Origin of the sequence: Marinobacter sp. EN3 (genome assembly GCF_000475315.1) — a bacterium.
In the GTDB taxonomy this organism is placed as follows: Bacteria; Pseudomonadota; Gammaproteobacteria; order Pseudomonadales; family Oleiphilaceae; genus Marinobacter; species Marinobacter nauticus.
Window position 1 is genome coordinate 204,693 of the sequence record NZ_AXCC01000001.1, and the last position, 25,138, is coordinate 229,830.

Below are 25,138 nucleotides of genomic sequence, written 5' to 3' on the forward strand. Positions count from 1 at the left end.
ACCCTCTACCGTTATCGCTGGCAGGGACAGGATGGATGATCCCGCAACGGCTGCATCCTGCCGTTGTCGGGTCTCGATTAAGTAAACCAGTGGTGCGTTAAAGCGCGTTCAGAACCGCTTCACCCATGTCGCGGGTAGATACCTTCTGACCGCCTTCCGACATAATGTCGGCGGTACGCAGCCCCTGGTCCAGCACCTTGCTGACCGCCGCCTCGATGGCCAGGGCAGCTTTCTCCTCATTCAGGCTGTAACGCAACATCATTGCAGCACTGAGGATGGTAGCCAGCGGGTTGGCAATGCCCTGTCCGGCAATATCCGGCGCCGAGCCGTGACACGGCTCATACATACCCTGCTTGTCGGAATTCAGTGACGCAGAGGGAAGCATGCCGATAGAACCAGTTAGCATTGCCGCTTCGTCAGAAAGAATATCACCAAACATGTTGCCAGTCACAATCACGTCAAATTGCTTCGGCGCACGGACCAGCTGCATGGCAGCGTTGTCCACGTACATATGGGAAAGCTCCACATCCGGGTACTCGCGCTTCAGGTCTTCCATGATTTCCCGCCACAGCACGGTTACTTCCAGCACGTTGGCCTTATCAACCGAACACAACTTCTTGCCCCGTTGCTGGGCCGCCTCGAAGGCAACCCGGCCAATACGCCGAATCTCGGACTCGGTGTACTGGTAGGTGTTGTAGCCCTGGCGCTCACCGCTTTCCAGCTCACGCACACCACGAGGCTGTCCGAAGTAAATACCACCGGTCAGTTCGCGGACGATCAGAATGTCCAGCCCGGAAACCACCTCAGGCTTCAACGACGAAGCAGACGCCAGCTGCGGATACAGAATGGCCGGACGCAGATTGGCGAACAGCTCAAGGTTGGAACGCAGGCCCAACAGCCCTTTTTCCGGGCGCTTCGCCATCGGCAGGCTGTCCCACTTTGGACCGCCTACGGCCCCCAGCAGAATCGCATCGGCCTTACGGGCCTTCTCCAGGGTTTCTTCAGGCAGCGGCGTATCGGTTTCATCAATCGCCGCGCCACCAACAAGAGCAGACTCAAAACTCAGACCCAGACCGAACTGGTCATTCACCTTATGCAGAACCTTCTCCGCTTCTGCCACAATCTCCGGACCAATGCCGTCGCCCGGCAGGAGCAATACATTACGGGACATAATCCAATTCCTTGTTAGTCAGTTTCCAGTATTAAACAACCAGGGAGCGGTCTTGCGCCGGGATTCTTCATAAGCGCGAATGGTATCCGCATCTTCCAGGGTCACGCCGATGTCGTCCAGACCGTTCAGCAGGCAATGACGACGGAAATCGTCCACCTCAAAACTGAACGACTCGCCACCGGGCGTCGTCACCGTTTTCGCTTCGAGATCGACCGTCAGCTGATAGCCTTCATTCTCTTCGGTTTCCCGGAACAGCCTATCAACCACTTTTTCATCTAAAACAATGGGTAAAAGTCCATTCTTAAAGCAGTTGTTGTAGAAAATATCAGCAAAACTCGGCGCAATAATCACCCGGAAACCGAAATCATCCAGCGCCCATGGCGCGTGCTCACGACTCGAACCACAGCCAAAATTGGTCCGCGCCAGCAACACGCTGGCGTTTTTGTAGCGATCCTGGTTCAGCACAAAGTCCGGATTCAGGGGGCGGTTGGAGCAATCCTGATCCGGCTTGCCTTCATCCAGATAACGCAGCTCATCGAACAGGTTCGGGCCAAAGCCCGTGCGCTTGATGGACTTCAAAAACTGCTTGGGAATGATCATGTCCGTGTCCACATTGGAACGGTCCATGGGGGCAACAGTGCCCTGGTGTTGCGTAAATGCTCGCATGGTCTCTCTCCTGTGGCTCAGTTCATCAATTCACGGACATCAACGAAGTGGCCAGTCACCGCTGCCGCGGCGGCCATGGCCGGGCTCACCAGGTGAGTACGGCCACCAAAGCCCTGACGACCTTCGAAGTTCCGGTTGGAGGTAGACGCACAATGCTCGCCCTGCCCCAGCTTGTCGGCGTTCATGGCCAGACACATGGAACAACCCGGATCACGCCACTCCAGACCCGCCTCGATAAAGACCTTGTCGAGACCTTCCTGCTCCGCCTGGGCTTTTACCAGACCGGAACCCGGAACCACCATCGCCTGCTTGAGGCTGGCAGCCACCTTACGGCCCTTAACCACCGACGCAGCTTCCCGCAGATCCTCAATCCGGCTATTGGTGCAGGAACCGATAAACACGCGATCCAGCTTGATATCGGTAATCTTCTGGTTCGGCTGAAGGCCCATGTACTTCAACGCGCGGACGATCCCCTCGCGCTTGATGGGATCCTCTTCCTTTGCGGGATCCGGCACCGCGCCTTCAACACCAACCACCATCTCCGGCGACGTACCCCAGCTCACCTGAGGCTGAATGGCGGAACCGTCCAGCTCAACCACTTTGTCGAACACCGCATCATCGTCGCTGTGGAGTGTGCGCCAGTATTCAACCGCCTTGTCCCAGGTCTCACCCTTGGGAGAAAACGGACGACCTTTGACATACTCGATGGTGGTGTCATCCACTGCCACCATACCCACCCGGGCACCGGCTTCGATGGACATATTACAAATGGTCATCCGGCCTTCCATGCTCAAACCACGGATCGCCTCGCCACCAAATTCAATGGCGTAACCGGTACCACCGGCGGTACCAATCTTGCCGATGATCGCCAGAACCACATCCTTGCCGGTCACACCCGCGCCCAGCTTGCCGTTCACCTTTACCAGCATGTTCTTCATCTTCTTCTGGACCAGGCACTGGGTCGCCAGAACATGCTCCACTTCAGACGTGCCGATACCATGAGCCAGACAGCCAAAAGCACCGTGAGTAGAAGTATGAGAATCACCGCAGACAATGCTCATGCCCGGCAACGTCGCACCCTGCTCCGGCCCAATCACGTGCACGATACCCTGGCGCTGATCCTTGATCTTGAACTCGAGAATCCCGAATTCGTCACAGTTCTTGTCCAGCGTCTCCACCTGGGTGCGGGACACCGGGTCCACAATCCCGTCGATGCCTTTGTCACGATCCGTGGTCGGTACGTTATGATCCGGCGTGGCGATGTTGGCATCAATCCGCCAAGGCTTACGGCCGGCCAGACGAAGGCCTTCAAACGCCTGAGGTGATGTCACTTCGTGCAACAATTGACGATCAATGTAAATCAACGCGGAACCATCGTCCCGCTGTTTGACCAAATGGTCGTCCCACAATTTGTCGTATAAAGTCTTGCCCGCCATGATTCTCTCTCACTCTCTGGGGGTTTCTGTTTCTGCTTCGAATGGTGACATCATACCCCTGCGTCACGAATAACCTCAATTCATGTTTTTTATGCTTTGCATTCCAAACAGGAATCAACAATAGTAGAGCCATACTTCGGCGCAGGTCACGAACGGGCGGGTAAGGCCCCATACGCTCTGCGCGCCTGCTGGCATTTGTCACCAGACGGCATACTGTGATTACCGATAGCGGGTTTGGGTGGCCTCTCCCGAAAATGTCGGAGGCCATGGATGGCCGGAGAGAAGCGCACATGGATGTGCTTGTAGCGGTTTTCGGGAGAGGCCACCCAAAGCCGCGCTCACACCAACGTCAAAGGTTCTGCCCAATGGACGCAAACTCCCTGAAAGCATTCCTGACAATCGTCGACCAGGGTTCCTTCTCAGAAGCCGCTGAAACCCTGCACCTGACGCAGCCAGCCATCAGCAAACGCCTGGCCGCCCTGGAAACCCAACTGGACACCCGACTGATCGACCGCAGCAACCGGGAAATCCGCCTGACCGAAGCCGGCACAAGACTCCTCCCCCATGCCCGCAAAATCCTCGACGAAATCCACAACGCCCGCATGGCCCTGACCACCAGCGCCGCCAGCATCGGAGGCGAACTCCAAGCCATCGCCAGCCACCACATCGGCCTGCACCACCTGCCCAACTGGCTACGCCGCTATCGCCGGGAATACCCCCAGGTGGACCTGCATCTGCAATTCATGGAATCCGATGCCGCCTACGACCAGATGAACAAACGCAACGCAGAACTGGCCTTTGTGACCCTCAGCGACAGCATGAATCCGGAGTTCTCCATCCTTGCCCAGTGGCCAGACCCAATGGCCTTCGTGGTTGGGAAAGAACACCCTCTCGCAACACTGGCGAGCCCTTCGCTTTCTGACCTCGCTCCACACCCGGCGCTGCTACCGGATACCAGTACCGCCACCTACCGGGTGGTCAGCCGTCTGTTCCTGGAAGCCAACCTCACCCTGAAATCCCTGATGCCAACCAACTATCTGGAAACCATCAAAATGATGGTAAGCGTTGGCCTTGGGTGGAGCATTTTGCCGGTCAGCATGCTCGATAACAGCCTGAAAGTGCTTGAAGTGCCCCACCCTGTTACCCGGGTTCTGGGTGCCGTGGCGCTGTCCCGCCGACAACTGGGTAGTGCCGCGCAGGCATTGCTGCAGATAGTGGAACAGGAAGAAACACGACCAGAGTCCGGTCAATGAGCTAGCTGGGGTTCCGGCGGCGACTGCAAGCCCCGCCAGGTCACGATAATCGCAAGGGCCATTGCGGCGGCACCACCCCAGAACGCCGCGGAGGTACTGAAACCATCCACCAGGAAACCGGATAACCATGCACCGAGCGCCCCGCCGGCGCCGAAGGTCAGGCCACTGTATAGAGCCTGACCCTGGCCATGATGGTGCTTACCGAAAAAGCCCTGAATGTATTGGACGGATACGGCATGCAACGCGCCGTAAGAAGCCGCATGCAGCAGCTGGGCAAAGATCAGTACCGGCAATACCGACGTCAGCTCGGCGATCAGACCCCAGCGGATCATTGTCAGTACCAGCGCCCCCAGCACCACCTGCCGTACACTAAAACGCCGGGATAGCCTGTGCATAATCAGAAACAAGCCTATCTCTGCGATGACTCCGAGTGACCACAGCAACCCGATAGCCAGCTTGCCGTATCCATGCTGTTCCAGGTGGATACTGAAGAAGGTGTAGTAGGCACCATGTGATACCTGAAGCAGAAAATTCATCGCGAAAAAAGCGATCACAGCCGGATGAGTGACAATTGCTTTCAGGCTACCGACAGGTGCGGATTGCTGCTTGCGCTCACCACGCTCGGAAGGTACCAGAAATGCCGAGACGGCAATCCCTGCGAATACCGGCAATAACAGCCACGGCAAGTACTGAATCTCCACCAGTTCCAGTAGCCCGCCGATCAGAGCCACTGCTCCGATAAATCCTACAGAGCCCCAAAGACGAACCTTGCCGTACTTGTCCCGATGCTTGCCGAGTACCCGCAGGGTAATGACTTCATACAGCGGCAAAATGGCGTTCCAGAAAAAGGTGAACACCAGCATGACCAGCAACAGACCGTAGAATCCGGGTTCCAGAAACACGCCGGCGAAAAACAGCGAGCCGAAAATAGCACCAAATCGTACCAGGCGGACCCGCTGGCCGGTCCGGTCACCGATGTAACCCCAAACGCTGGGTGCGACGATCTTGGTTAGCTGGATGGTCGCCATCAATGTGGCAATCTGGAGATAGGAGTAGCCCTGCCCCTCAAGATAGAGGGACCAATAGGGCAAAAGCCCTCCAAGGAGGGCGAAAAACCAGAAATAGAGGTTCGACAGCCGCCAGTAGATGGTAGCGCCTCCCCTGAATCAGAGCTGGCCGAGGACCGGCGTGGTGACTTCTACATCGCCGTTCTGGCCGCGATGACGCAGGTAATGATCCATCAGGACGATCGCCATCATGGCTTCGGCGATGGGCGTCGCGCGGATACCGACACAGGGGTCGTGCCGACCAGTGGTGATCACCTCTACCTGGTTGCCGTCTACATCAATGCCCTTGCCGGGCAACCGCAAGCTTGATGTTGGCTTAAGGGCAATACTGGCAACAATCGGCTGGCCGGAGGAAATGCCGCCCAAAACACCACCGGCATTGTTGGAAAGGAAGCCTTCTGGCGTCATCTCATCCCGGTGCTCTGTCCCTTTCTGCTCGATGCAATCAAAACCGGCACCAATCTCCACACCCTTGACCGCGTTGATGCTCATCAGGGCGTGAGCAAGATCGGCATCCAGACGATCAAAAATCGGCTCACCAAGACCTGGAGGGACCCCCTCCGCAACCACATTGATGCGGGCGCCAATCGAATCCCCTTCTTTACGCAAAGCATCCATGTAGGCTTCCATCTCGGAGACCTTGTCTGCATCCGGACAAAAGAACGGATTCTGGTGAACCTGCTCCCAATCCAGCTTGTCTGCCTTGATCGGCCCTAACTGGGAAAGATAACCCCGCACTTTGATCCCGAGACGCTGCTCAAGAAACTTCCGGGCGACGGCGCCGGCAGCAACCCGCATGGCGGTTTCCCTGGCAGAAGAGCGACCACCCCCACGATAATCCCGGGCACCGTACTTGTGGTGATAGGTGTAGTCTGCGTGAGCAGGACGGAACTGGGCAGCAATCTTGGAATAGTCCTTGGAACGCTGGTCGGTGTTTTCGATAATCAGACCAATCGGTGTGCCCGTGGTTTTGCCCTCAAACACACCAGACAGAATCCGAACCTCGTCCGCCTCACGACGCTGGGTCGTATGCCGGGAAGTACCGGGTTTGCGGCGATCCAGGTCCCGCTGCATATCTTCTACTGACAGCTCCAGGCCCGGAGGGCAACCGTCGATAATGCAGCCCAGGGCCGCGCCGTGACTCTCACCAAAGGTGGTGACGGTGAACAGCTTTCCGAATGTATTTCCCGACATAATTCAGCACTTTATACAGGTTTTGTAATTTACGATCTTAGCTTTTTCGGGCCTGCCATTCACGCAGATCCCGGGCAGTGACCAGGAATACGCCATTGCCGCCGTTCTCGAATTCCAGCCAGGTTAACGGCAAATCCGGGTAGGCATCATCCATGGCACCCCAGGAGTTGCCAACCTCCACAATCAGGAGTCCGTCGTCGGTGAGGTAATCGGCAGCCTGGGCAACTATGCGGTGGGCAATGTCCAGCCCATCGTCTCCGGCGGCCAGGCCCAGTTCGGGCTCATGGTGATACTCGGCCGGCATGTCTGCAAGGTCTTCCGCATCCACATAAGGCGGATTACTGACGATCACGTCGTAGCGACCTTCAATGTTGTCGAAAACATCCGACTGAATCGCGCGTACGCGACCCTCCAGTCCATGAAGTTCAATATTGGACTCAGCTACGGCGAGGGCATCCGCCGAAATATCAGACAGATCCACTTCCGCCTCGTCAAAAACCGTCGCCGCGCCAATACCGATACAGCCGCTGCCAGTACACAAATCCAGAATTCGTTGAACCTGCGTAGCGCCCAACCAGGGCTGAAGACCGTTCTCCAGCAGTTCGCCAATCGGCGAACGGGGAACCAGAACGCGCTCATCAACGTTGAACGGCATCCCCATAAACCAGGCTTCGCCAAGCAGGTAAGCAATCGGAATACGCTCGTTGACCCGACGCTCTACGCGCTCGAGAATCAGTTCCCGCTCTGAACGGGTCAGTCGCGCATCCAGAAACAGATTGTTGTTTTCCAGCGGCAGATGCAGGCTGCGCAATACCAGCTGAACGGCCTCATCCCAGACGTTATCAGTGCCATGGCCAAAGTAGATTGGCGAAGCCGCAAAACGGGAAACCGTGAACCGAAGCAGGTCACGGATGGAGTGCAGGTCGTCAACGGGACTGGTCAAAACTTAGCTTCCTGGTCTGGCTAATGGTGCGCGGCATTATACGCGCATTGCGGCGCGGGCTGCAGCTCTTGTGGCTCAGAGAGCCAACGGGCCGGAGCTGCTGCGGCTTTGTTCAAACCGGTCCAGAGCGGCCAACATTCGCTCCCGGCCCAGTTGTATCAGCTCCGGGGCTTTGTGATAGTCGTAACTTCTGCAGGCATTCTTGGGAATGTTAACCAACAGATCCGGTGGGTAGCCGGCAATCTTGTACTGCACTAACGCGCTTTGCATGGTCTCGATGGTCAGGTTCATTACATCGAATTTGCCAATGCCCAGCTTGTCCCAGTCGATGGTCTCGTGCTCGTCACGATGTCTGGACCGCCCCGATTCGTCTTCACGCTTTTTCTCGGGCGCCGTCTTTTTTGCCATTTCCCGGCTTATTTTCTGTTCCGGCGACTCGCCGCTCTCGGATTTTCGTGAACCCAAGGTTTTCAGGGTATCCCAATCAAACCAGCGGGACGCCTTTTCGCGAATGGCATCGACCCATTCATCCATATCGCTACTGGTTTCTTCCGGAGCAAACGCAGCGTCTGGAATGCGCCTTTGTTGATCATCCTCACCGCTCAGGTTAACGGCCATCACCAGATCTGCATGGGCTGAGATGGTGGGAATAATAGGCAATGGATTGAGCAGTGCGCCATCCACCAGTACCCGGCCGTTGAGCACCAGAGGCGTCACCACGCTGGGTATGGCAATGGAGGCGCGGATAGCCTGGTCCAGCGGGCCTTCCTGAAACCAGATTTCCTTATGGGCCAGAAGATCTGTTGCTACGGCGGTGTAAGCAATGGGCAGATCCTCAATACGCGTATCGCCCAGAATATCCCGAACCACAGAAAAGACTTTTTCTCCACGAATAGCGCCGACAGAAGTGAAGGTCACATCCAGCAATCGCAAGACATCAAACTGGCCGAGCCCGGTCACCCAGTCCTTGTAGTCTTTCATCTTACCGGCACCGTACATGCCACCGATCAGGGCGCCCATGGAGCAGCCGGAGATGGCAACGATCTCGTAACCACGCTCCTGAAGGACTTCAATCGCACCGATGTGGGCATAGCCACGGGCGCCGCCGCTACCAAGGGTGAGTGCAACGGTTTTGCCCTTACCAGGCAATGGCTCCATGCGCTCGGTACTGGCCGGCGCTGACGCCGCAGAAATACCAGAACTGGTCACTACCGACGTGACGCCGTCCTGCGCGGCTGCGGTTCTGCCGGACGCTTCCTTTTCCGGGCTATCCTTTTCTGCCATTTCCTTACCTCTTGATAACCAGCACCTCAACCCGGTTACCCTGCCGAGTCGGGTCATTCATCGGGACGGCCGGCCCAACCGGAACAATGCGTATCTGACTCAGCGAAATACCCGTCTTGCCCAGCAGCGCGGCCAGGCTTTCGGCCGCAGCGCGGGAACGCTCCAAAGCCGCTTCGAGCGGCTCATCCTGCTCGAGATCGGTGAACGAGGCCAGCACCACTTCCGCATCATCGCCAGCCCAGTCATTCAGGGTTCGCCGATCATCCGCTGACCACTCAAAACGAAACGTCACTCCGCCGGACCAGGGGATCACCAAAGGCCCCTGAATCGGGCCAACTCCAATGGTATACCCGGGAATGGCCGCACCGAAACCAACATTCAGATGCTCAACCCAGACATACTCTCTCAGGTTGCCTCTTGTCACGGTGTAGACAAGGGTCAACCACTGCTGTCCGTCCTCTGCCGTTGTGGCGGCAACCAGGTAATCCTGAGTGGCGTCCCGCCCCAGAAGGCGGGATTGCTGGAAAATCTGGTTGGCCCAGACATTACTGCGGCCACAGGCGATGCCGGCACACTCAAATAGAATTTTCGCACCACCGGCAGACAATTTCTGGTAGTAATGGGCCCGCGCAGCCTGACGATTCGCATCCCTGGAGATTTCAAACAGCTGGCCCTGCCCCTGCACCGGCAAACGAGCCATGGTCTCGGAGCGGATTTCATCACGGATTTCCCGAACCGGACTAAAAAGCACCAGATGGCCAGCAGACTGTATCTCGACCGTGGATTCAAGCGTTGACTGCGGAAAAGGGGCTGGCGCGTCTTCAGGCCACGCAGCCATTGCAGGAATGGTAAAACATAACCATACAAGGCCGGCCAGCGCACCGACCATCGAGGAATTACCACGATCAATCATGTAAGAGAAACCTGTTAATCGCTTCGGCAACGGGAGTCACCTCCCCGTCAAGATGACAATGATGCCCACCAGGCACATCGACTGTTTCAAGGTTGGGGACCAGATCGGCACGACTATCGAGCCCGCCGCGGGAAACCAGCAACCCTTCTTCTGCCCTTACGAATAAAGTGGGTGTCTGGATGGCAGACAAAGACGCCCTCACCTGTTCTTCGGTCATCATCAGCGGTGTCGGGTGGCGTAAACGGGCATCCGTGCGCCATATAAACCCGCCAGTTTCCGTGCGCATGTTTCTGGGCACCAGCGTTCTTGCCGCCTCGGGGCTCAGGGGGCTCAGCCCGCCCTCACGGATTCGGGCCGCGCTCTGAATATCCGGATAGACCGCCGGAGCAGCCGAACCAGCCCTGCGTTTCTGCAATGCCCGCCGCAACTGGGGGATCGTCTCACGTGCTGGCCGACTGAGCGCGCCCAGACTGTCAATCATCACCAGTCTGCGCACCCGTTCCGGGAATGCGGCGGCGTATAGTGCGCAGACAATCCCGCCGAGAGAATGCCCCACAAGATCCAGAGGGTAACGTTCGCTTTCAGGAAAATGCCGTTCCACCAGTTCGGATAGATCCCCGACGTAGTCCATCAGCCAATAGCTGTAACCCGGTGGCCGATGGCCCGAGTGTCCGTGCCCTGCCATATCCACCGCATGTATCGTGGTGCTCTCGGCCAACAACGGCGCCAGTCGGGCAAAAGACATGGCATTGTCGAGCCAGCCGTGCAGAAGGATAGCCGGTGGTCGTGAGCTTTCCTCGCTGGAGCTCGGCCAGGTCAGACCCGAAAGAGTTATGTTATCCAGGGGCCAGTGCATTTCATGGCAGCCGGCCTGTGGTTCTGGAACGCTACCGGGCAACGAGGTCTCCGTCATTCAGTAGCGGCCTTACATGGTGTGGGTGGGACGATCGGAACTCAGCGAGCCGGCCAGGTAGGATTCAATCTTGGTGCGGGCAGTTTCGTCATCGCCATTGAACTGCACGCCAATGCCTGCGGCCCGGTTTCCCTGAGCACCCTTGGGGGTAATCCAGATCACCTTGCCAGCCACCGGGATTTTCTCCGGCTCATCCATCAGGTTGAGCAGCAGAAACACCTCATCGCCCAGCTGATATTGCTTCTGGGTAGGAATAAACAGGCCTCCCTGGCGGATATAGGGCATGTACGCCGCATAGAGAACCGCCTTGTCCTTGATCGTCAGGGTTAGAATACCGCTGCGTGCTCCGAATCCGGGCCCCATATCAAATACCTTTTACGCAAATTTACTGATATTTCGCAATGATAGCAGTTGATCCTGAACAACGCTCACGTTGTCTGCCGCTTCCGGGGCATCAACTCCCGCCAGGCCAGTAGAAGCTGAGTGGCCTCAAGCTCCGGGCTTGCGTTATATATGCCCGCACTCCGGCTTTCCCGAACCCGCTCCATCAATTGATGAGCGCGCCACGGCGGGTTGGCTCTGGCCAGATAGCCCAACATGTCTGCTGCCTCCGGGTCCTGAACTTCGCCCCCGGCACTGCACCGGGCCAGGTCCGCGGCCCAGCTTTCAAACAGCCATAATGTATCGTCCAGTCCCAGCGTTTTGAAGCGGCGGGCGGCGTCCCCTACCGTCATCTGGCCTTTCATGAACTGTCGAAATGCCTCGAAGGCCTCATCCCTCTGCGCAAGAAACTCGCCAGTGGCATACTCCAGCGCCAGCCTGGGAGCATTACCCGCCAGCATCAGGCTTTTGGCCAGAGTGTCCGGCGACGGGCGGATGGATTCCTCCAACTCGGATACCCGGGCAGACAGCCATCGCCCGGCATCCTCGGCATCAGGTAACGGTATGGTCAGGGCCTGGCAGCGGGATCGTATGGTGGGAAGTACCGGCCGCCCGGATTCCTGGAGCAGCAACAGGGTCACATCCGGCAAAGGCTCTTCCAGGGTTTTCAGCAATGCGTTGGCGGCGTTGATGTTGAGCTGATCCGCCCGGTCGACTATGGCCACCTTGCGGTGTGCAACCTGTGGCGAGGCCACGGCAAACGTCGAGAGCGCGCGGATCTGATCCACTTTCACCATCCGGGACTTTTCCGGTGAATACACCCGGACATCAGGATGGCTGTTCGCCGCGATCAACTGACACTGACGACACTGACCGCACGCAATCGGTGCTCCGTCGTCGAGGCCGACCTGCTGGTCGCACAACAGCAGCCCAGCGACGGCTTCTGCCCACGCCCTTTTCCCGACGCCCTGCTCACCAACGACCAGCAGCGCGTGAGGCAACCGATCCTGGGCCAGACGTTGCTGCACCGTGCTCCAGGCGCGGCCGAGCCAGGGCATGTCCTTCGCGATATCAGTCATGTCGGAACGTCCGTGAAGCGGGTTCAGGTTTACGACGGAGCTGTCGTTTCATCGTTTTCAATAGCCGGGTAAGCCTGCGCGCTTCGTGCGCGGAAGCTTCCTGTGTTGAGGCCGTATAGTAATGGCTGTTTACCGCCCGGGCAAAGAGACGGACCGAAGATTCAACCTCCGGGCGCGCATTAGCCAGGCGTTCTGCCAGCGTCGCAGGGGTTTCACCGGTACGGACCGGCACGCCAACCTGTTCGCACAGCCGATGCCAGGCCAACACCACCCGACCGAATGCATCCTTGCGGGCGCCGCGGCGAATCGAAAGAGCCGAGACAACACCTGCGATCAGCAGGGTGAAGCCAACCACTCCGGCCGTCAGGTAGCCAAGTTCCTTGAGCCCGAAATTGCCCGGCAACCGGGACATCAGATCCATCTGACTCTGCCCCTGGTAACCTACCACCCATCGCTGCCAGTGATAATTGATGCGATCGAGCTGGAGCGACGCCCATTGCAGGATCGCGACATCACCGTAGCGCTGCGGCGAGGTCAAATCATTTTCCAGGAACGAGCCCTCATCGGCCACCGCATCCCGCAATCCGGATTCAATCCTGCTTGGCGCAATGGCAGCTGTCGGGTCCACCCTCACCCAGCCCTGGCCTTCCAGCCACACCTCCACCCAGGCGTGGGCATCGTACTGACGGACAATGAGGTAATCTCCGCCCGCCCCGGCGTCGCCGCCCTGATAGCCGACCACAATTCGGGCAGGAATCCCGGCGGCCCGGAAGACAAAGGTCGCCGCACCGGCATAGTGAGCACAAAAGCCCCGTTTTTCATCAAACAACAGCGCATCAATACCGTCGTCTGGCATGGTGGGCGGGCGCAACGTATAGAAATAGGCTTGCTCCCGAAAACGCCGGAGCAACGTGTTGACGACTTCCCAATGGGACAGATCTTGAGACAGTTTTCGTGCCAGCTCCCGGGCCCGGGGGTTCCCGGATGGAGGAAGCTGGAGATAGCGCCGAGTTTCTGCCGGGGAAAGGGCTTCAGCCGGCGCTGGCACAGCGGAAACCCGGGCCAGGCGATAACGCACCGGGCTGTCGGCGGGGCGCTGAAAGCGGAACAAATCCTCCGGCGTACTTACCACGTTGCCCGAGACGGCTACCGAGTTCTCCAGAGCAAACGCCCACCGCTGGTCTGTTGGCTCCAGCAGGATATCGTATTCATTACTTCGCAACGGCCCGACACCACCGTCGTTGTCTACCCTGGCTGGCCGTCGGAAACCGTCGGGGTCGCTCTGGCGCCAGGTCTCATCATCCAGATAATCGAGAATCAGACCCCGCCAGTAACGTTCCCGATATGGTGGCGACTCGCCCCCGAAGGTTACCCGGAACGCCCTTTCACTACTCTGGGCCAGATTGGAAATATCGCCTGGTCGCATGGTATCCGAAATCCCGCTGCGGGCCTGGCCGGACACCAACGGAACACTCCAGAGTGGCGCCATCCGTGGGAAAAAGACAAACAGCAGGACAACCACTGGCAGGGTTTTCAGTAGCAGCAAACCCAGGCGCTTCCAGCCAGCCCTCAGGCTGCCGGGTAGATCCGGTGCATTGAGAATCTGAAGGCCCACCATCAGGCACCCAATGGCGGCGAACGTCAGCAATGCCCAGGCAATGTCCTGTTTGAACAGGAAGTTCACGGCCGCAAGATAAACCTGAATAAAAAACAGCACATAGAAATCCCTGGCGGACCGGGTTTCGAGCCATTTCAACCCAACGGCCAACACAAAGAACGACGCGGCGGTATCCACGGTGAATCGCCCCTGAACGGTGGCCGCATAAACACCAATCAAAGTCACCATGATTCCTGTGCGCAGCAGCCGCCCTGGCAGTCTCACCCGGCCCTTTTGTGCCAACCAGCGCCAGCTTGCCAGCACAGCACAGGCCGCGATGAGCCACCAGGGCAGGCGATCCCATTGGGGAACCAGGAGCAGTGCAAAACTGGCAATCAACCACAAAAGCGCGTTACCGGGGATGGCTTCGATGGGCGCCTGTTCTGCCGTTTTTGCGGAGAAAACTCTGGCTATGGTCGATCTCATCCAGATACTCCCGCTTTCGCATTCTCGGCCTGACGGGTACCAAAAGGCTGACCATCTGGATCCCTCGGCGGTTGCTCGCCCCACACCGCTAGCGCGCGCAGACAACGCTCTCCATGCAGTGAACCAGTGTCCGGCTCAATGGTATCGCCGGGCAAACTGAGACCGAACCTTGCGTTTTTCTGAACCCGATCTGCCACCATCCAGGCCAGATAACTCAGCCGCAACTCGGCATCAACGCCGGGAAAAGCCTGGAAATCCAGCCAGTGCGGGCTGCCCTGCTCGCCCTGCCAGTCGGCCACAATCATCTGGCCTGTACGGGCAAAGCGCTTCCACATGACCCGCTGACTCATATCGCCTTCACGCCAGGGACGAAGGTCGGCATTGTCCTGGCCGGCCACAGGCGCAGACGACGCGGCTTCGCTACTATCCTGCACGGTTCCGGCAGCATCGGGTGCCGCTAAAGGCCTGGGAAAGGCCACTCCGGCAGACAAAGGACGCAACCAGGACCAGGCCTTTAACAGCCCGAACGGAAAACGGGTTTCGATACGGATCCGATCCGGACGAAGATAGCCGCGATGGGCAGACGGCACTGGCAGCACCACGTCCCGGGATTCACCCGGCGACACATGCACGCTCTCAACCGATGAATCCTCAACCGACAGGCTCAGGCCAAGGCCTGAATCCTTCCCTGCAGTCACCCGCAGCACAAACGGAATGTCATCACCCGCCCGACCTTCACCGGGACGGACCAGGGCAACAGAAAGACCGGACAGATTTCTGTGGGTCTGGTGCATGGCTCCCACAAACAAGGCGCCGAGAATAAACGTAAGCAGATAGATAAGGCTGTTCTGGTAATTGATTCCGGTAATCAGCATGACCAGCAGCAACAAGCCGTACACCACGCCGGCCGCGGTGGGCAGAATGAAGATGTTCTTCTGGCTGAGGGTCTGGCTGTCTGCTCTCGGGATTCGGCGATTGATCCATCGTCGCCAACGGGCGTTTAAAGAGTTTCGCATCATGCTCCTGCGACTGGGTTCAGGCCCAAAAGTTCATGGAATGTGGTTGCAAGTAATCCGGACATAAAACCATAAACATAATGGTTCCTTAACTATTTACCCTCGAGCACCGGATTCTGATCACACACCAGGCACTTTACGGTTGAAAAACTGTCGGACAAACCGAATACTGAAAAGTGATAGTATGAAGCGTATTGGCTGAAGCAGTACACTCAGCAGCGCCTCTTTTGAACCGATTCAGCATGAGGCATTCACAAATGCGTCGCACACTGCTTGCAGCCGCGATCACGGCCACCACATTCACACCGGCCTGGGCCGGCGTACAAACCATGACCTCCGACGAGATGGTAGAAACCTACGTGGAGGATTCCGCCGTTATTATTGTCCCACGCCAGCAACAGAAGTCCGAAGCGGATCGTGAAAAGATTATCCGTGCCCTTACCATCTCGCCAGGTGAGCCCGTTCTGAGCGAAGCTGAAGAGGAAGCGTATCGGGAAGCTCTTCGGCGTTATCTTGATGAGGGCAAGAAAGATGCGCTCTCCGATGCCGAAGAGGAGTTCCTGCGCAGAGCCCTGCTGCTTCCGGTCGACGAACTGGCCAGAGCACAGCCTCCGGCGGACTTTACCCCGAGGACACTGCCCATTATCTTTGGTCAGCAACCGGAAATTCCGGATGAGCCCTTCACCCAGACGTTCCTGAATGATCAGTTGGGCATTGGCTTCGATGGCCAGAATCTGAATTTCAGTATCGGTAATCCTCCGGGCATCGATCAGATCCAGATCCCCGAAGCGATCAACGAAGGCCCCATTACATTGACTCCCCGTCCGGGCGGAGGGTTTGACCTTTCCATTCAGGTGCCCGACCAATAATTACCCAACCCCTGAAACGAAAAGCGGCGACCAGAACGGTCGCCGTTTTTTTTCTGCTGATTCGGTCAGACAAAAAAACGCCCCGCAGTGCGGGGCGCTATCACCACGTTAAGGTGTCAGGTCAACTTACTGGTGACCATAAACCTTCATGGTGGTGTTGGTCACAGCCAGGTTGTCCATGCGGAAGGAACCGATAGACTCACCACCGATCTCAACAGCGCCAACACCGATGTCAGCTACGAAGGAAGGAATGGTGATTTCCAGAGCGTCGCCACCAGTGGCAGCAGATGTGCCCTTGCCAACAGTCAGCTGGGCGAAAGCAAACATGCCCTGAGCACCGGGATCGCCTTCATAGAAAGCCGCACCCATTACGGTCAAGTCGCGAACATTCACACCCAGGAAGTCCACATCCATATCCATATCAGTCACGTTGAAGCCAACGTTCATGATCAGGTCATCAGTCGCAGTATCCACGCGAATGTTCAACTGGGCGAGGTTACCCTCAATGCCGATGTTGCTGGCAAGAAGAGTGGAGTCGCCGCTGCCGTCAGTAGCGTTCAGAGAGGCAGAGCCAACAGCCACGGCGAAGTCGATCGGAGCGCCAGAGATGCTGTGAACATCAATCACGGCATCGCCGTCTGCTTCAACATCGATGTCAATCAGCAGGTCATCCAGCATGCCGGATACGCCAGTTACCGCGCCGTTGGCATCACGCTCAACGGAGCCGCCACCGATGGAGATGTCGTTAACTGCCAGGTAACCTTCGTCAGTGTAGCGGAACTCACCGATGGAAACTTCGGTTTCCAGTTCGATGGTCACACCGGCCTGACCGGTCACGTTACCCATGGTGGTGTCGTCAAGCGCTTTCAGATCAGCTTGAGCGGCAAAAGGAGCTGCAGCAACGGCCGTTGCCAGTGCGATTTTTTTCAGGCCTTTCATAACGTTCTCCTAATTGGAACAGTTTGTTGTTATTTCCATCTCGTGCAGACTGTTTGGTGTACTTTTGTATCTGCACGGCTACAGAGTACTGCAGAGGTAACTGAATGTTCCGTGACCACCTTCACGTAATCGATACTTGGATTGTCGGACACAAAAACACTATTCAGCCGGCTCCTCATCCACATTGATGTTGAAGATCCTGTTCTCCATCTCCACAACAACCTGCTCGCCAAAAAGCGCTTTGCCTTCATCAATGGTGAAAGGCACCAGTTGGGCCAGCGTTGGTCCGAAGATATGCTCCATCTCGACCACCAGTACCCGGTCCGCCTCCGACTCTTTATTGGGATTGGCCGTTGTGTAGAACACTGCGGTCGCGCCGATCTTGCCTTTCTTTACCAGTGCAACGAGCGAACGCCGGAGTACCTCAAGGGCAACATCCGCCGGCATTTCCTCAATCTGCTTGATCCGAATCGTTTTGGTCTTGTCTCCCGTGTCGGTTACCACGGCAAACGGTTTTACCCCGCCAGTCACCACGATCCGGTTTTCAAGGTCATCGACCCCCTTCTGGTACATCCGCTCAAACTGCTCCTGAATCATCTCCTTGATTTCAGTTTCAGACGGCTGCTGGGCATTGGCGTATCCGGGTGCCATCAGCAGGGGAACCAGAAACATCAGAAAGGTCATCAAACGGGATTTTAGCTGTGTCATACCTACTCCACTTTCCTCAAAAGCTCGCACAACAGGAGCGCACGGCTTTTACATTGTTTTTATGCTGGGGGTGCCCTGCCATCTCGGTTAGAATAGCCACCGGCTTTTTCTCCCCGTCCGAACAGGACGCTATTTCATTAGATCAGTGCCGCCGCAAACGCTACAACGCTGTTTTTGTGGCCTGTTTATCATTTCAGCAAGATTCCGGAGGACCCTTGGGCCGGGCAACAACGCGGGAACTTACCCGGGCGACCTACCACCAGCTTCTGATGCATGCCTGCCGGGCATCCGATTTCGTCTTTCTGGGCAGCACAGGCGATAGCCCCCGTCGCGGCACCTTATGTAGCTTCTCGGCCATGGCCGTGTGCTCGCAGGAACTGACTGGTGACAGTTCGGCCCCCATTGATACCGCCAGTCTCGCTCGGGAAATGGAAGAGCTTGCCGCACCATTTCAGGTAGAGTTTGATGCCGGCCTGAGTCATCTCACTGGTGGCTGGATCGGCTATCTGGGGTACGAGCTGGGCTACGCCCGCGAACGGCGGCTGGCTCAACTGCACGACGCCTCCACCGTTCCGTTAATGCAAGCCGGCCTCTATCTCTGGACCGCAAGTTTTAACCGAAATAGCGGTCGCTACTGGCTCTGGATTCACCCGGCATGCCCTGCTTCGATTCAGGATCAGATTGAACAATGGCTGTCGACCCCGGCAAACCGCCAGATGCACTGGCACATGGAAGCCCCGTTCGCTCCCGTACAAACGCCAGAAGAATTCAAATCGGGTGTCGAAGCCGTCAAGCGCTACATAGAAGCAGGCGATTGTTATCAGGCCAACCTGTCCCAGGCATTCTCTGGCAAATTCTGCGGCCATCCATGGCTCGCCTTCGAGAAGCTCACGGAAGCCAACCCGACGCCCTACAGCGCCTTCCTGAGAGCCGGAGACGACTCGATTCTCTCCATATCGCCAGAGCGGTTTCTGAAAATAGATCAGGGTGTAGTCGAGACCAGCCCCATCAAAGGTACACGCCCCCGGGGCTCCTCGCCGGAATCCGATATCAAATTGGCAAATGAACTTCAGGCATCCGAGAAAGACCGCGCCGAGAACCTGATGATTGTGGACCTGTTGCGGAATGATCTCAGCCTCCATGCTGAGGCCGGAAGCGTGCAGGTTGAGCAGCTGTTTGCCCTTGAATCCTACGCCAATGTCCATCACCTGGTCAGCCATATCAAGGCCAGTTTAAAACCAGGAATCAGCCCGCTTCAGGCGTTGTTTGATGCCTTTCCTGGCGGCTCCATCACCGGCGCTCCAAAAATCCGGGCGATGGAAATTATTCGCGAACTGGAACCACACAGGCGAGGGCCCTATTGCGGTTCTGTCTTCTATTACGGACTTGATGGCCGGCTGGACAGCAACATCGCAATACGAACCCTGCTGTGTGAGTCCAACGGTACGATTCGTTGTTGGGGGGGCGGAGGCATTGTGGCGGATTCGGACCCGGAGGCCGAGTATCAGGAGACACTCACCAAGGTCAAACCACTGATGGACTTTCTGGAAAAGCTGAAGCTCTGATCTGCACCACAGCCGCACAGCCGCGGCGCAGATCAGCGATTCGAACGATCAGGCGCTGTGAATCGCGCTCGCCTTCAGGAATTCCTGTTTCAGATCGTCAAAATTGTGCACCGCTGGGAACTGCGGGAACTCATCGATAACGTTCTGGGGCGCGTGGAACAGAATGCCCGCCTCTGCCTGGCCCAGCATGGTGGTATCGTTGTAAGAGTCGCCAGCGGCAATCACCCGGTAGTTCAACAACTGGAATGCACGCACAGACTGGCGTTTCGGATCCCGCTGACGCAGCAGGTAATTGGTGATCTGGCCACTCTCCGCCACTTCCAGTTTGTGGCACAACAACGCCGGATAGCCGAGCTTCTTCATCAGCGGCATGGCGAACTCGTAAAAGGTATCCGACAGAATCACCACCTGGAAACGCTCACGCAGCCAGTCGATGAATTCTCGGGCGCCCGGCAGCGGGTCCAGAGTACCGATGACTTCCTGGATTTCCGGCAGCCCATAGCCGTGCTGGTCCAGAATACGCAGGCGCTGCTTCATCAAGACATCGTAATCAGGGATATCCCGGGTGGTTGCCTTGAGTTCTTCAATGCCGGTTTTTTCTGCAAAGGCGATCCAGATTTCCGGGATGAGTACGCCCTCAAGGTCAAGACATGCGAGTTCCACAACGGTCTCCTGAACGATAAATAAAAAGATGAGGCAACTGCGCCCCGGTTGGTGGGCGTATGATATGAAAAAGCGCGGCCAAATGCATCGTGTATCCGGTGTTACCCATCTTTGATGGCATAAAGATATAGATCCTCATTCCTTCAGGGCATTAAAGGTTTACTGCTAAGCTAGCCACACAAGTTATTGGTACAGACTGGATGATTATGACTGATATCGACTCTCTCCGGGCCGAACTGGATGGTCAAAGCCCCAGGGCGATCCTGAAAGCCGCCCTCGCCCACTATGGCAACATTGCCATTTCGTTCAGTGGCGCCGAGGACGTCGTGCTGATCGAAATGGCTCACAAACTGACCGACAATCTCAGGGTGTTTACCCTGGATACCGGCCGACTGCACCCGGAAACCTACGAGTTTGTCGATCGGGTGCGCAAACACTACGGCATCGATATTGAAGTCCTGTTCCCGGATGCCAAAGAAGTTCAGGACATGGTCAACCGCAAAGGCCTGTTCAGTTTTTACGAAGATGGTCATTCTGAGTGCTGCGGTATCCGCAAGGTTAACCCGTTGCGCCGGAAGCTCGCCACGCTTGATGCCTGGGTCACGGGCCAGCGTCGGGATCAGAGCCCTGGTACCCGGAATGAGGTGCCGGTGGTCCAGCTGGATACCGCCTTCTCAACCGACGATAAGCCATTGGTAAAATTTAACCCGCTGGCAAACTGGAGCTCCAAAGAAGTCTGGGATTACATCCGCATGTCTGAGGCGCCCTATAACCGGTTACACGAGCAGGGCTTTGTCAGTATTGGATGCCAGCCCTGCACCCGCCCGGTGCTACCTGGTCAGCACGAGCGCGAAGGACGCTGGTGGTGGGAAGAAGCCACCCACAAGGAATGCGGTCTGCATGCCGGCAACCTGATCGGCAAGTCTGGCTGAACTGCCCGAAGCTGTGCCCACAAAAAAGCCCGCGTCGCCTTAACGGCCCGCGGGCTTTTCATTGGCCCCAACCTCAGTAGGTTGGCAGCTCGATATCCTTGAACAGCTCCTGAATCTCGGAACGGCTACCCTGGTGGGCCACGGCTTCATCCACCTTTTCCTTGGTGAGATGGGGCGCGAACCGTTCCATGAAGTCATACATATAGCCCCGCAGGAAGGTGCCTTTGCGGAAGCCAATACGGGTGACCGAGGGCCTGAAAAGCTTGCTGGCGTCCAGCGCCACGAGATCGGTATCCACCTTGGGATCGAACGCCATACTGGCAATAATGCCGACCCCCAGCCCCAATCGCACGTAAGTCTTAATGACATCGGCATCAGCTGCAGTGAACACCACTTTCGGGGTCAGCCCCCGTGACTGGAATGCCTCATCCAGCTTGGATCGCCCGGTGAACCCGAACACGTAGGTAACCAGGGAGTACTCTGCCAGTTCCTCCAGAGTGAGTTCCTGGCCCTTGGCCAGAGGATGATCCTTGGGAACGATCACGCAACGATTCCACTTATAGCAGGGCATCATGATCAGGTCGTTGAACAGGTCCATGCCTTCCGTGGCGATGGCAAAGTCCACCGCACCGTTGGCGGCCATCTCTGAGATCTGCATCGGCGTGCCCTGATGCATATGCAGGGACACATCCGGGTATTCCTCGATAAAACCCCGGATCACCGGCGGCAGCGCATAACGCGCCTGGGTGTGGGTGGTCGCGATGCTCAGGTCGCCTTTGCGCTGATTGCTGAATTCCTGGGCAATCTTCTTGATGCCTTCCACCCGACGCAGGATCTCCCCCGCCTCCCGGATAATGATCTCGCCGCCCGGAGTAATGCGGGTCAGGTGTTTGCCGCTGCGGGCAAACACCTCAAGCCCCAGCTCGTCTTCGAGCAAACGAATCTGTTTGGAGATGCCCGGCTGTGAGGTGAACAGGCTCTGGGCGGTGGCGGACACGTTGAGGTCGTGGTGCGCAACTTCCCAGATATAACGCAGCTGTTGTAATTTCATTAATTCTGTCGCTCCCTGGATTTCCGGCCCTGAGTCAGTGCCTCAGGCTCAACTCGTGAACGCTGGTGGATTCATAACCGGATAATACGCATAAAGGATCAATTTTTCATTCTTTTTTGGTATACAAGGCAATCTGTATTCAGTGTAGACCAAATCTCTGGTTTCGCTGGCCCGACAACACCTTGCGTCAACACAGCCCTTGACTTGTGTGTGACAAAGCACACAATCGCTAATCAAACGTGCCCAGATCCCGGGAAGCCATGCTGCTGACAACCAAATTCCTCCGGCCAACACCCGATTCCAGAGCCGTTCAACGTCAACGGCTGGACGCCCTGCTGCAACCGGAATCCGGCAAACGACTGAATCTGGTTATTGCACCGGCGGGTTACGGCAAGACCACCCTGGCCAGCCAATGGTGCGCCGGCAACAGCATGCCCACCGCCTGGCTCTCACTGGACGAGCAGGACGACAAGCCAAGGCAGTTCTGGCAGTACGTGATTGGCGCCTTCGAGCATGCCGGCCTGATCGGACTGGAGGACTGCAAGAAACTGTTGGCCAGGCAGGACGACGACGAGCTCACACCCGCCATTACCGGCCTTTTGAATGTTCTCGCGGGAGATGGCAATGCCTGGTCTCTGGTGGTGGATGACTACCACGTTATCAGTAACGACACCCTCCACCGCCAGCTCGCGTGGTTTCTGGACTATCTGCCACCCGGTATTCTGGTGACCCTGGCGTCGCGAACGGAGCCACCGCTGCCACTGGCCCGCTGGCGCGTCCGCCGCCAGGTTCAGGACATCCACCCCGGTCTGCTGGCGTTTTCCGAAGAGGAATGTCAGGAATTCTTCTGCAGTACGATGGCCATGGAGCTGTCCGAGGACGACATTCGGTCGATATGCCGTAAAACCGAAGGCTGGGTCGCCGCCATGCAGCTCTCAGCATTGGCCGGCAAGAAAGAAGCCGTCCTGCCCGGTCAGGCCCTGGGCTCACCGGACAGCCGACTGATTTCCGATTATGTCCTTACAGAAGTGCTTGAGCAGCTTCCCGAAGATCTGACGGACTTCCTGCTGGAAACGGCTTGTTGTCCGCGCTTATGCGCCCCTTTGTGCAATTCCGTCAGGCAACGCCAGGACAGTCAGGAAAAGCTGTCCAGCCTTCTGTCCCAGAATCTCTTTCTGATCCCGCTGGACAACAGCAACGAGTGGTTCCGTTACCACGACCTGTTTCGGGAAGCCCTGTTACAGCGAATCCAGAGTGCCGCCCCCTCCCATGCCTCGGAACTGCAATCCCGAGCCATTGACTGGCTACTGCGCCATGGCCATGTCCAGGAAGGGATTGTCCAGATTGTCCGGCGCAACGATACAGACCATCTGGCGGCGGTTCTGGCGGAACACGGCAACAACCTGATTCATGGCGGCTATCACCTTCCTGTACTTGAATGGCTGGATGCTATCCCTGCGCACAAGATTCAGGACAGCCCACAACTGCAGATGCTCAGGATCTGGGGGCTGTTTTTCGCAAACCGGGTGGAAAGTCTGGACCCGCTTCTGCTGGAGGTTGAGGATCTGCTGGACCGCCGTGTCGCCGATTCACACCCTGACGCGGAAGGCGCCCTGGCGTTGCACAGCGAGATTTCGCTGGTGAGATCCTACCTGGCCCGCACCCGCAACGATGAGAAAAACGCCTCGGATCTTACCCGGCAGGTGCTGAAGGACATTGATCAGATCAGCATTCCCCTGAAGTCCGTCACCTATTACGGCCTGGGCCTGGATTATTTCGGCAAGGGCGAACTGAATGACGCCGAGGAGGCTCTGGAGTCTGCCGTTCATTATGGCCAGGTAGAGCGCAAAGCCAGTACGGTTCTGTCATCCGGCGGCCTGCTCGCCTGGATTCAATACCACCGTGGCGATACCGATCTTGCTCTTGAGACGACGGGGCGAGTACGACAATGGGTGGACGAACACTATTCGGACCCCAGCCAGCCGAGATTGATCTCCTGCTGGCAAAACAGTGCATTGACAGAAATCTATCGCGAGCGAAACCAGATCAGCACCGCTGACGGGTACCTGGCCCCCCTGCTCGATCATGTACGAAAGGGTACCGAACCGGGCCAGCATGTGGTGATCCAGTACGTACGGGGACACCTCGCCTTTACCCGGGGTGACCTGGAAACGGCGGTTGAGGCACTGGAAGATGCCGTGACCACCGGCCGGCGCCGGAGGGAACACATTGTATTCGAGCCCCCGGCCGCTTCCGCGTTGCTGGCAAGGTGCTACCTGAGTTCCGGCCATGCCGAAAAAGCTCGCGCCTGTTTGCAGCCCACCCTGGATCAACCAGCCACCAACCCGCTAAACCGGGAGCAGAACCAGATTGCCCTGGCCCGGGTACAGAATGCACTGGGCGAATATCAGCAAGCCCAGGACACCCTGTCCGCTCTGATTCCAACGGCGGAACGCAACGCCCACAACCGGCATCTGGTGGAGATTCTTCTGGTGTACGCCGAGGCGCTCGCCCACGAGGGCCGTGCCGACGAGTCCGATGCCATGCTGGAGAAAGCACTGGACCGGGCCGAAAACGCTGGCTTTCTGCGCCTGTTCGCGGAAGAGAGCACTGCACTGCGGGAGATGCTACTGGATTTTCCCAGACTACGAACCCCGGGGCGGTGGAACCGGGAGTTGCTCGCAATGCTGCGGGAACTTGCTGCAGAGCAGCCTGGCGAACCGTCTTCCAATGGTGCCCAGGAAACCAGTCGTACCAACGAGACTGCCCGTTCGGGGGGTGAGGCTGCAAATGTTCTGGCGGAACCGTTGAGCCAGCGTGAGCAGGAAGTTCTCGTGCTGATCCACCAGGGGCTGGCCAACAAAGAAATTGCTGAGCGCATGTCCGTTGCCCCGGCTACCGTAAAAGCGCACATCAGGAACCTGTACGGCAAGCTCGGCGTGAGCCGGCGCACCGAGGCGCTGGCGAAAGCACGGGAGGTGGGGTTGCTGGAGGATGTCGCGAAAACGTGAT

At 57.4% G+C, this 25,138-nt stretch carries 22 protein-coding genes; 5 read left to right on the plus strand and 17 right to left on the minus strand.

Annotated features, from left to right (window positions below):
• Positions 1-97: 97 nt before the first annotated feature.
• The 3 genes from leuB to leuC are packed head-to-tail and all read right to left on the minus strand — an operon-like array spanning position 98 to position 3,273.
• On the minus strand, positions 98-1,171 hold the full coding sequence (leuB, locus tag Q675_RS20485; RefSeq protein ID WP_011785049.1) for a 3-isopropylmalate dehydrogenase: 1,074 nt from the start codon (positions 1,169-1,171) through the stop codon (positions 98-100).
• Between the two features lie 18 nt (positions 1,172-1,189).
• Entirely contained in the window at positions 1,190-1,837 is a 648-nt protein-coding gene (gene leuD / locus Q675_RS20490; protein ID WP_011785050.1) for a 3-isopropylmalate dehydratase small subunit, read from the minus strand.
• A gap of 17 nt (positions 1,838-1,854) precedes the next feature.
• Positions 1,855-3,273 (minus strand): 3-isopropylmalate dehydratase large subunit, encoded by a 1,419-nt coding sequence (leuC, locus tag Q675_RS20495; RefSeq protein ID WP_023010328.1) that lies wholly within the window; start codon positions 3,271-3,273, stop codon positions 1,855-1,857.
• Between the two features lie 365 nt (positions 3,274-3,638).
• On the opposite strand from leuC, the gene Q675_RS20500 reads away from it, so the two are divergent.
• On the plus strand, positions 3,639-4,526 hold the full coding sequence (locus tag Q675_RS20500) for a LysR family transcriptional regulator (protein WP_023010329.1): 888 nt from the start codon (positions 3,639-3,641) through the stop codon (positions 4,524-4,526).
• Here Q675_RS20500 and Q675_RS20505 read toward each other — a convergent pair.
• The 10 genes from Q675_RS20505 to Q675_RS20550 form a co-directional block, all read right to left on the minus strand.
• Entirely contained in the window at positions 4,520-5,674 is a 1,155-nt protein-coding gene (locus tag Q675_RS20505; protein ID WP_031210935.1) for an MFS transporter, read from the minus strand. The genes Q675_RS20500 and Q675_RS20505 overlap by 7 nt on opposite strands.
• A gap of 18 nt (positions 5,675-5,692) precedes the next feature.
• Positions 5,693-6,787: a chorismate synthase gene (gene aroC / locus Q675_RS20510; protein ID WP_023010331.1), complete on the minus strand. Its 1,095-nt coding sequence runs from the start codon at positions 6,785-6,787 to the stop codon at positions 5,693-5,695.
• Positions 6,788-6,824: 37 nt separating this feature from the next.
• Positions 6,825-7,730 carry a 50S ribosomal protein L3 N(5)-glutamine methyltransferase gene (prmB, locus tag Q675_RS20515; RefSeq protein ID WP_023010098.1) on the minus strand — a complete coding sequence of 302 codons (906 nt, stop codon included), beginning with the start codon at positions 7,728-7,730 and terminating at the stop codon, positions 6,825-6,827.
• Between the two features lie 75 nt (positions 7,731-7,805).
• Positions 7,806-9,014, minus strand: a complete 1,209-nt coding sequence (locus tag Q675_RS20520; protein WP_023010332.1) for a patatin-like phospholipase family protein — start codon at positions 9,012-9,014, stop codon at positions 7,806-7,808.
• Between the two features lie 4 nt (positions 9,015-9,018).
• Positions 9,019-9,927 carry a DUF4892 domain-containing protein gene (locus Q675_RS20525; protein ID WP_023010333.1) on the minus strand — a complete coding sequence of 303 codons (909 nt, stop codon included), beginning with the start codon at positions 9,925-9,927 and terminating at the stop codon, positions 9,019-9,021.
• The gene (locus Q675_RS20530) at positions 9,920-10,840 is read right to left on the minus strand and encodes an alpha/beta fold hydrolase (RefSeq protein WP_011785058.1); all 921 of its coding nucleotides are present in this window, start codon (positions 10,838-10,840) and stop codon (positions 9,920-9,922) included. Before Q675_RS20530 ends, Q675_RS20525 begins: the two co-directional genes overlap by 8 nt.
• Before the next feature lie 12 nt (positions 10,841-10,852).
• The gene (locus tag Q675_RS20535; RefSeq protein ID WP_008171779.1) at positions 10,853-11,203 is read right to left on the minus strand and encodes a PilZ domain-containing protein; all 351 of its coding nucleotides are present in this window, start codon (positions 11,201-11,203) and stop codon (positions 10,853-10,855) included.
• 65 nt (positions 11,204-11,268) lie between these two features.
• On the minus strand, positions 11,269-12,300 hold the full coding sequence (gene holB, locus Q675_RS20540) for a DNA polymerase III subunit delta' (protein WP_011785059.1): 1,032 nt from the start codon (positions 12,298-12,300) through the stop codon (positions 11,269-11,271).
• Entirely contained in the window at positions 12,293-14,383 is a 2,091-nt protein-coding gene (locus Q675_RS20545) for a DUF3488 and DUF4129 domain-containing transglutaminase family protein (RefSeq protein WP_023010335.1), read from the minus strand. The genes holB and Q675_RS20545 overlap by 8 nt, the downstream gene beginning before the upstream one ends.
• The gene (locus tag Q675_RS20550) at positions 14,380-15,402 is read right to left on the minus strand and encodes a DUF58 domain-containing protein (protein WP_031210936.1); all 1,023 of its coding nucleotides are present in this window, start codon (positions 15,400-15,402) and stop codon (positions 14,380-14,382) included. Before Q675_RS20550 ends, Q675_RS20545 begins: the two co-directional genes overlap by 4 nt.
• Positions 15,403-15,656: 254 nt before the next feature.
• On the opposite strand from Q675_RS20550, the gene Q675_RS20555 reads away from it, so the two are divergent.
• Positions 15,657-16,268, plus strand: a complete 612-nt coding sequence (locus Q675_RS20555) for a hypothetical protein (RefSeq protein ID WP_014421359.1) — start codon at positions 15,657-15,659, stop codon at positions 16,266-16,268.
• Positions 16,269-16,394: 126 nt separating this feature from the next.
• Here the strand turns inward: Q675_RS20555 and Q675_RS20560 are convergent, their stop codons facing one another.
• Positions 16,395-17,207: a DUF6160 family protein gene (locus tag Q675_RS20560; protein ID WP_023010337.1), complete on the minus strand. Its 813-nt coding sequence runs from the start codon at positions 17,205-17,207 to the stop codon at positions 16,395-16,397.
• A gap of 159 nt (positions 17,208-17,366) precedes the next feature.
• Positions 17,367-17,915, minus strand: a complete 549-nt coding sequence (locus Q675_RS20565; RefSeq protein ID WP_023010338.1) for a hypothetical protein — start codon at positions 17,913-17,915, stop codon at positions 17,367-17,369.
• 215 nt (positions 17,916-18,130) lie between these two features.
• On the opposite strand from Q675_RS20565, the gene pabB reads away from it, so the two are divergent.
• Entirely contained in the window at positions 18,131-19,480 is a 1,350-nt protein-coding gene (gene pabB / locus Q675_RS20570; RefSeq protein ID WP_023010339.1) for an aminodeoxychorismate synthase component I, read from the plus strand.
• Between the two features lie 48 nt (positions 19,481-19,528).
• On the opposite strand, the gene thrH is transcribed toward pabB, so the two are convergent.
• Entirely contained in the window at positions 19,529-20,143 is a 615-nt protein-coding gene (gene thrH, locus Q675_RS20575; RefSeq protein ID WP_023010340.1) for a bifunctional phosphoserine phosphatase/homoserine phosphotransferase ThrH, read from the minus strand.
• Between the two features lie 206 nt (positions 20,144-20,349).
• On the opposite strand from thrH, the gene Q675_RS20580 reads away from it, so the two are divergent.
• A complete protein-coding gene (locus Q675_RS20580; RefSeq protein WP_022991155.1) occupies positions 20,350-21,075 on the plus strand; it encodes a phosphoadenylyl-sulfate reductase in 726 nt (241 codons plus the stop codon).
• Positions 21,076-21,148: 73 nt separating this feature from the next.
• Here the strand turns inward: Q675_RS20580 and cysB are convergent, their stop codons facing one another.
• Positions 21,149-22,126: an HTH-type transcriptional regulator CysB gene (gene cysB / locus Q675_RS20585; RefSeq protein WP_014421354.1), complete on the minus strand. Its 978-nt coding sequence runs from the start codon at positions 22,124-22,126 to the stop codon at positions 21,149-21,151.
• A 260-nt stretch (positions 22,127-22,386) separates the two neighbouring features.
• Here cysB and Q675_RS20590 point away from each other — a divergent pair, with 260 nt between their 5' ends.
• Positions 22,387-25,137, plus strand: a complete 2,751-nt coding sequence (locus Q675_RS20590; RefSeq protein WP_023010341.1) for a LuxR C-terminal-related transcriptional regulator — start codon at positions 22,387-22,389, stop codon at positions 25,135-25,137.
• Position 25,138 lies beyond the last annotated feature (1 nt).

Excerpts from the sequence above, each read along its gene's own strand:
- leuB (WP_011785049.1), bottom strand. The coding sequence starts at position 1,171 with ATGTCCCGTAATGTATTGCTCCTGCCGGGCGACGGCATTGGTCCGGAG.
- leuD (WP_011785050.1), bottom strand. The coding sequence starts at position 1,837 with ATGCGAGCATTTACGCAACACCAGGGCACTGTTGCCCCCATGGACCGT.
- leuC (WP_023010328.1), bottom strand. The coding sequence starts at position 3,273 with ATGGCGGGCAAGACTTTATACGACAAATTGTGGGACGACCATTTGGTC.
- Q675_RS20500 (WP_023010329.1), top strand. The coding sequence starts at position 3,639 with ATGGACGCAAACTCCCTGAAAGCATTCCTGACAATCGTCGACCAGGGT.
- aroC (WP_023010331.1), bottom strand. The coding sequence starts at position 6,787 with ATGTCGGGAAATACATTCGGAAAGCTGTTCACCGTCACCACCTTTGGT.
- Q675_RS20520 (WP_023010332.1), bottom strand. The coding sequence starts at position 9,014 with ATGGCAGAAAAGGATAGCCCGGAAAAGGAAGCGTCCGGCAGAACCGCA.
- Q675_RS20525 (WP_023010333.1), bottom strand. The coding sequence starts at position 9,927 with ATGATTGATCGTGGTAATTCCTCGATGGTCGGTGCGCTGGCCGGCCTT.
- Q675_RS20530 (WP_011785058.1), bottom strand. The coding sequence starts at position 10,840 with ATGACGGAGACCTCGTTGCCCGGTAGCGTTCCAGAACCACAGGCCGGC.
- Q675_RS20535 (WP_008171779.1), bottom strand. The coding sequence starts at position 11,203 with ATGGGGCCCGGATTCGGAGCACGCAGCGGTATTCTAACCCTGACGATC.
- holB (WP_011785059.1), bottom strand. The coding sequence starts at position 12,300 with ATGACTGATATCGCGAAGGACATGCCCTGGCTCGGCCGCGCCTGGAGC.
- Q675_RS20545 (WP_023010335.1), bottom strand. The coding sequence starts at position 14,383 with ATGAGATCGACCATAGCCAGAGTTTTCTCCGCAAAAACGGCAGAACAG.
- Q675_RS20550 (WP_031210936.1), bottom strand. The coding sequence starts at position 15,402 with ATGATGCGAAACTCTTTAAACGCCCGTTGGCGACGATGGATCAATCGC.
- Q675_RS20555 (WP_014421359.1), top strand. The coding sequence starts at position 15,657 with ATGCGTCGCACACTGCTTGCAGCCGCGATCACGGCCACCACATTCACA.
- Q675_RS20560 (WP_023010337.1), bottom strand. The coding sequence starts at position 17,207 with ATGAAAGGCCTGAAAAAAATCGCACTGGCAACGGCCGTTGCTGCAGCT.
- Q675_RS20565 (WP_023010338.1), bottom strand. The coding sequence starts at position 17,915 with ATGACACAGCTAAAATCCCGTTTGATGACCTTTCTGATGTTTCTGGTT.
- Q675_RS20580 (WP_022991155.1), top strand. The coding sequence starts at position 20,350 with ATGACTGATATCGACTCTCTCCGGGCCGAACTGGATGGTCAAAGCCCC.
- cysB (WP_014421354.1), bottom strand. The coding sequence starts at position 22,126 with ATGAAATTACAACAGCTGCGTTATATCTGGGAAGTTGCGCACCACGAC.
- Q675_RS20590 (WP_023010341.1), top strand. The coding sequence starts at position 22,387 with ATGCTGCTGACAACCAAATTCCTCCGGCCAACACCCGATTCCAGAGCC.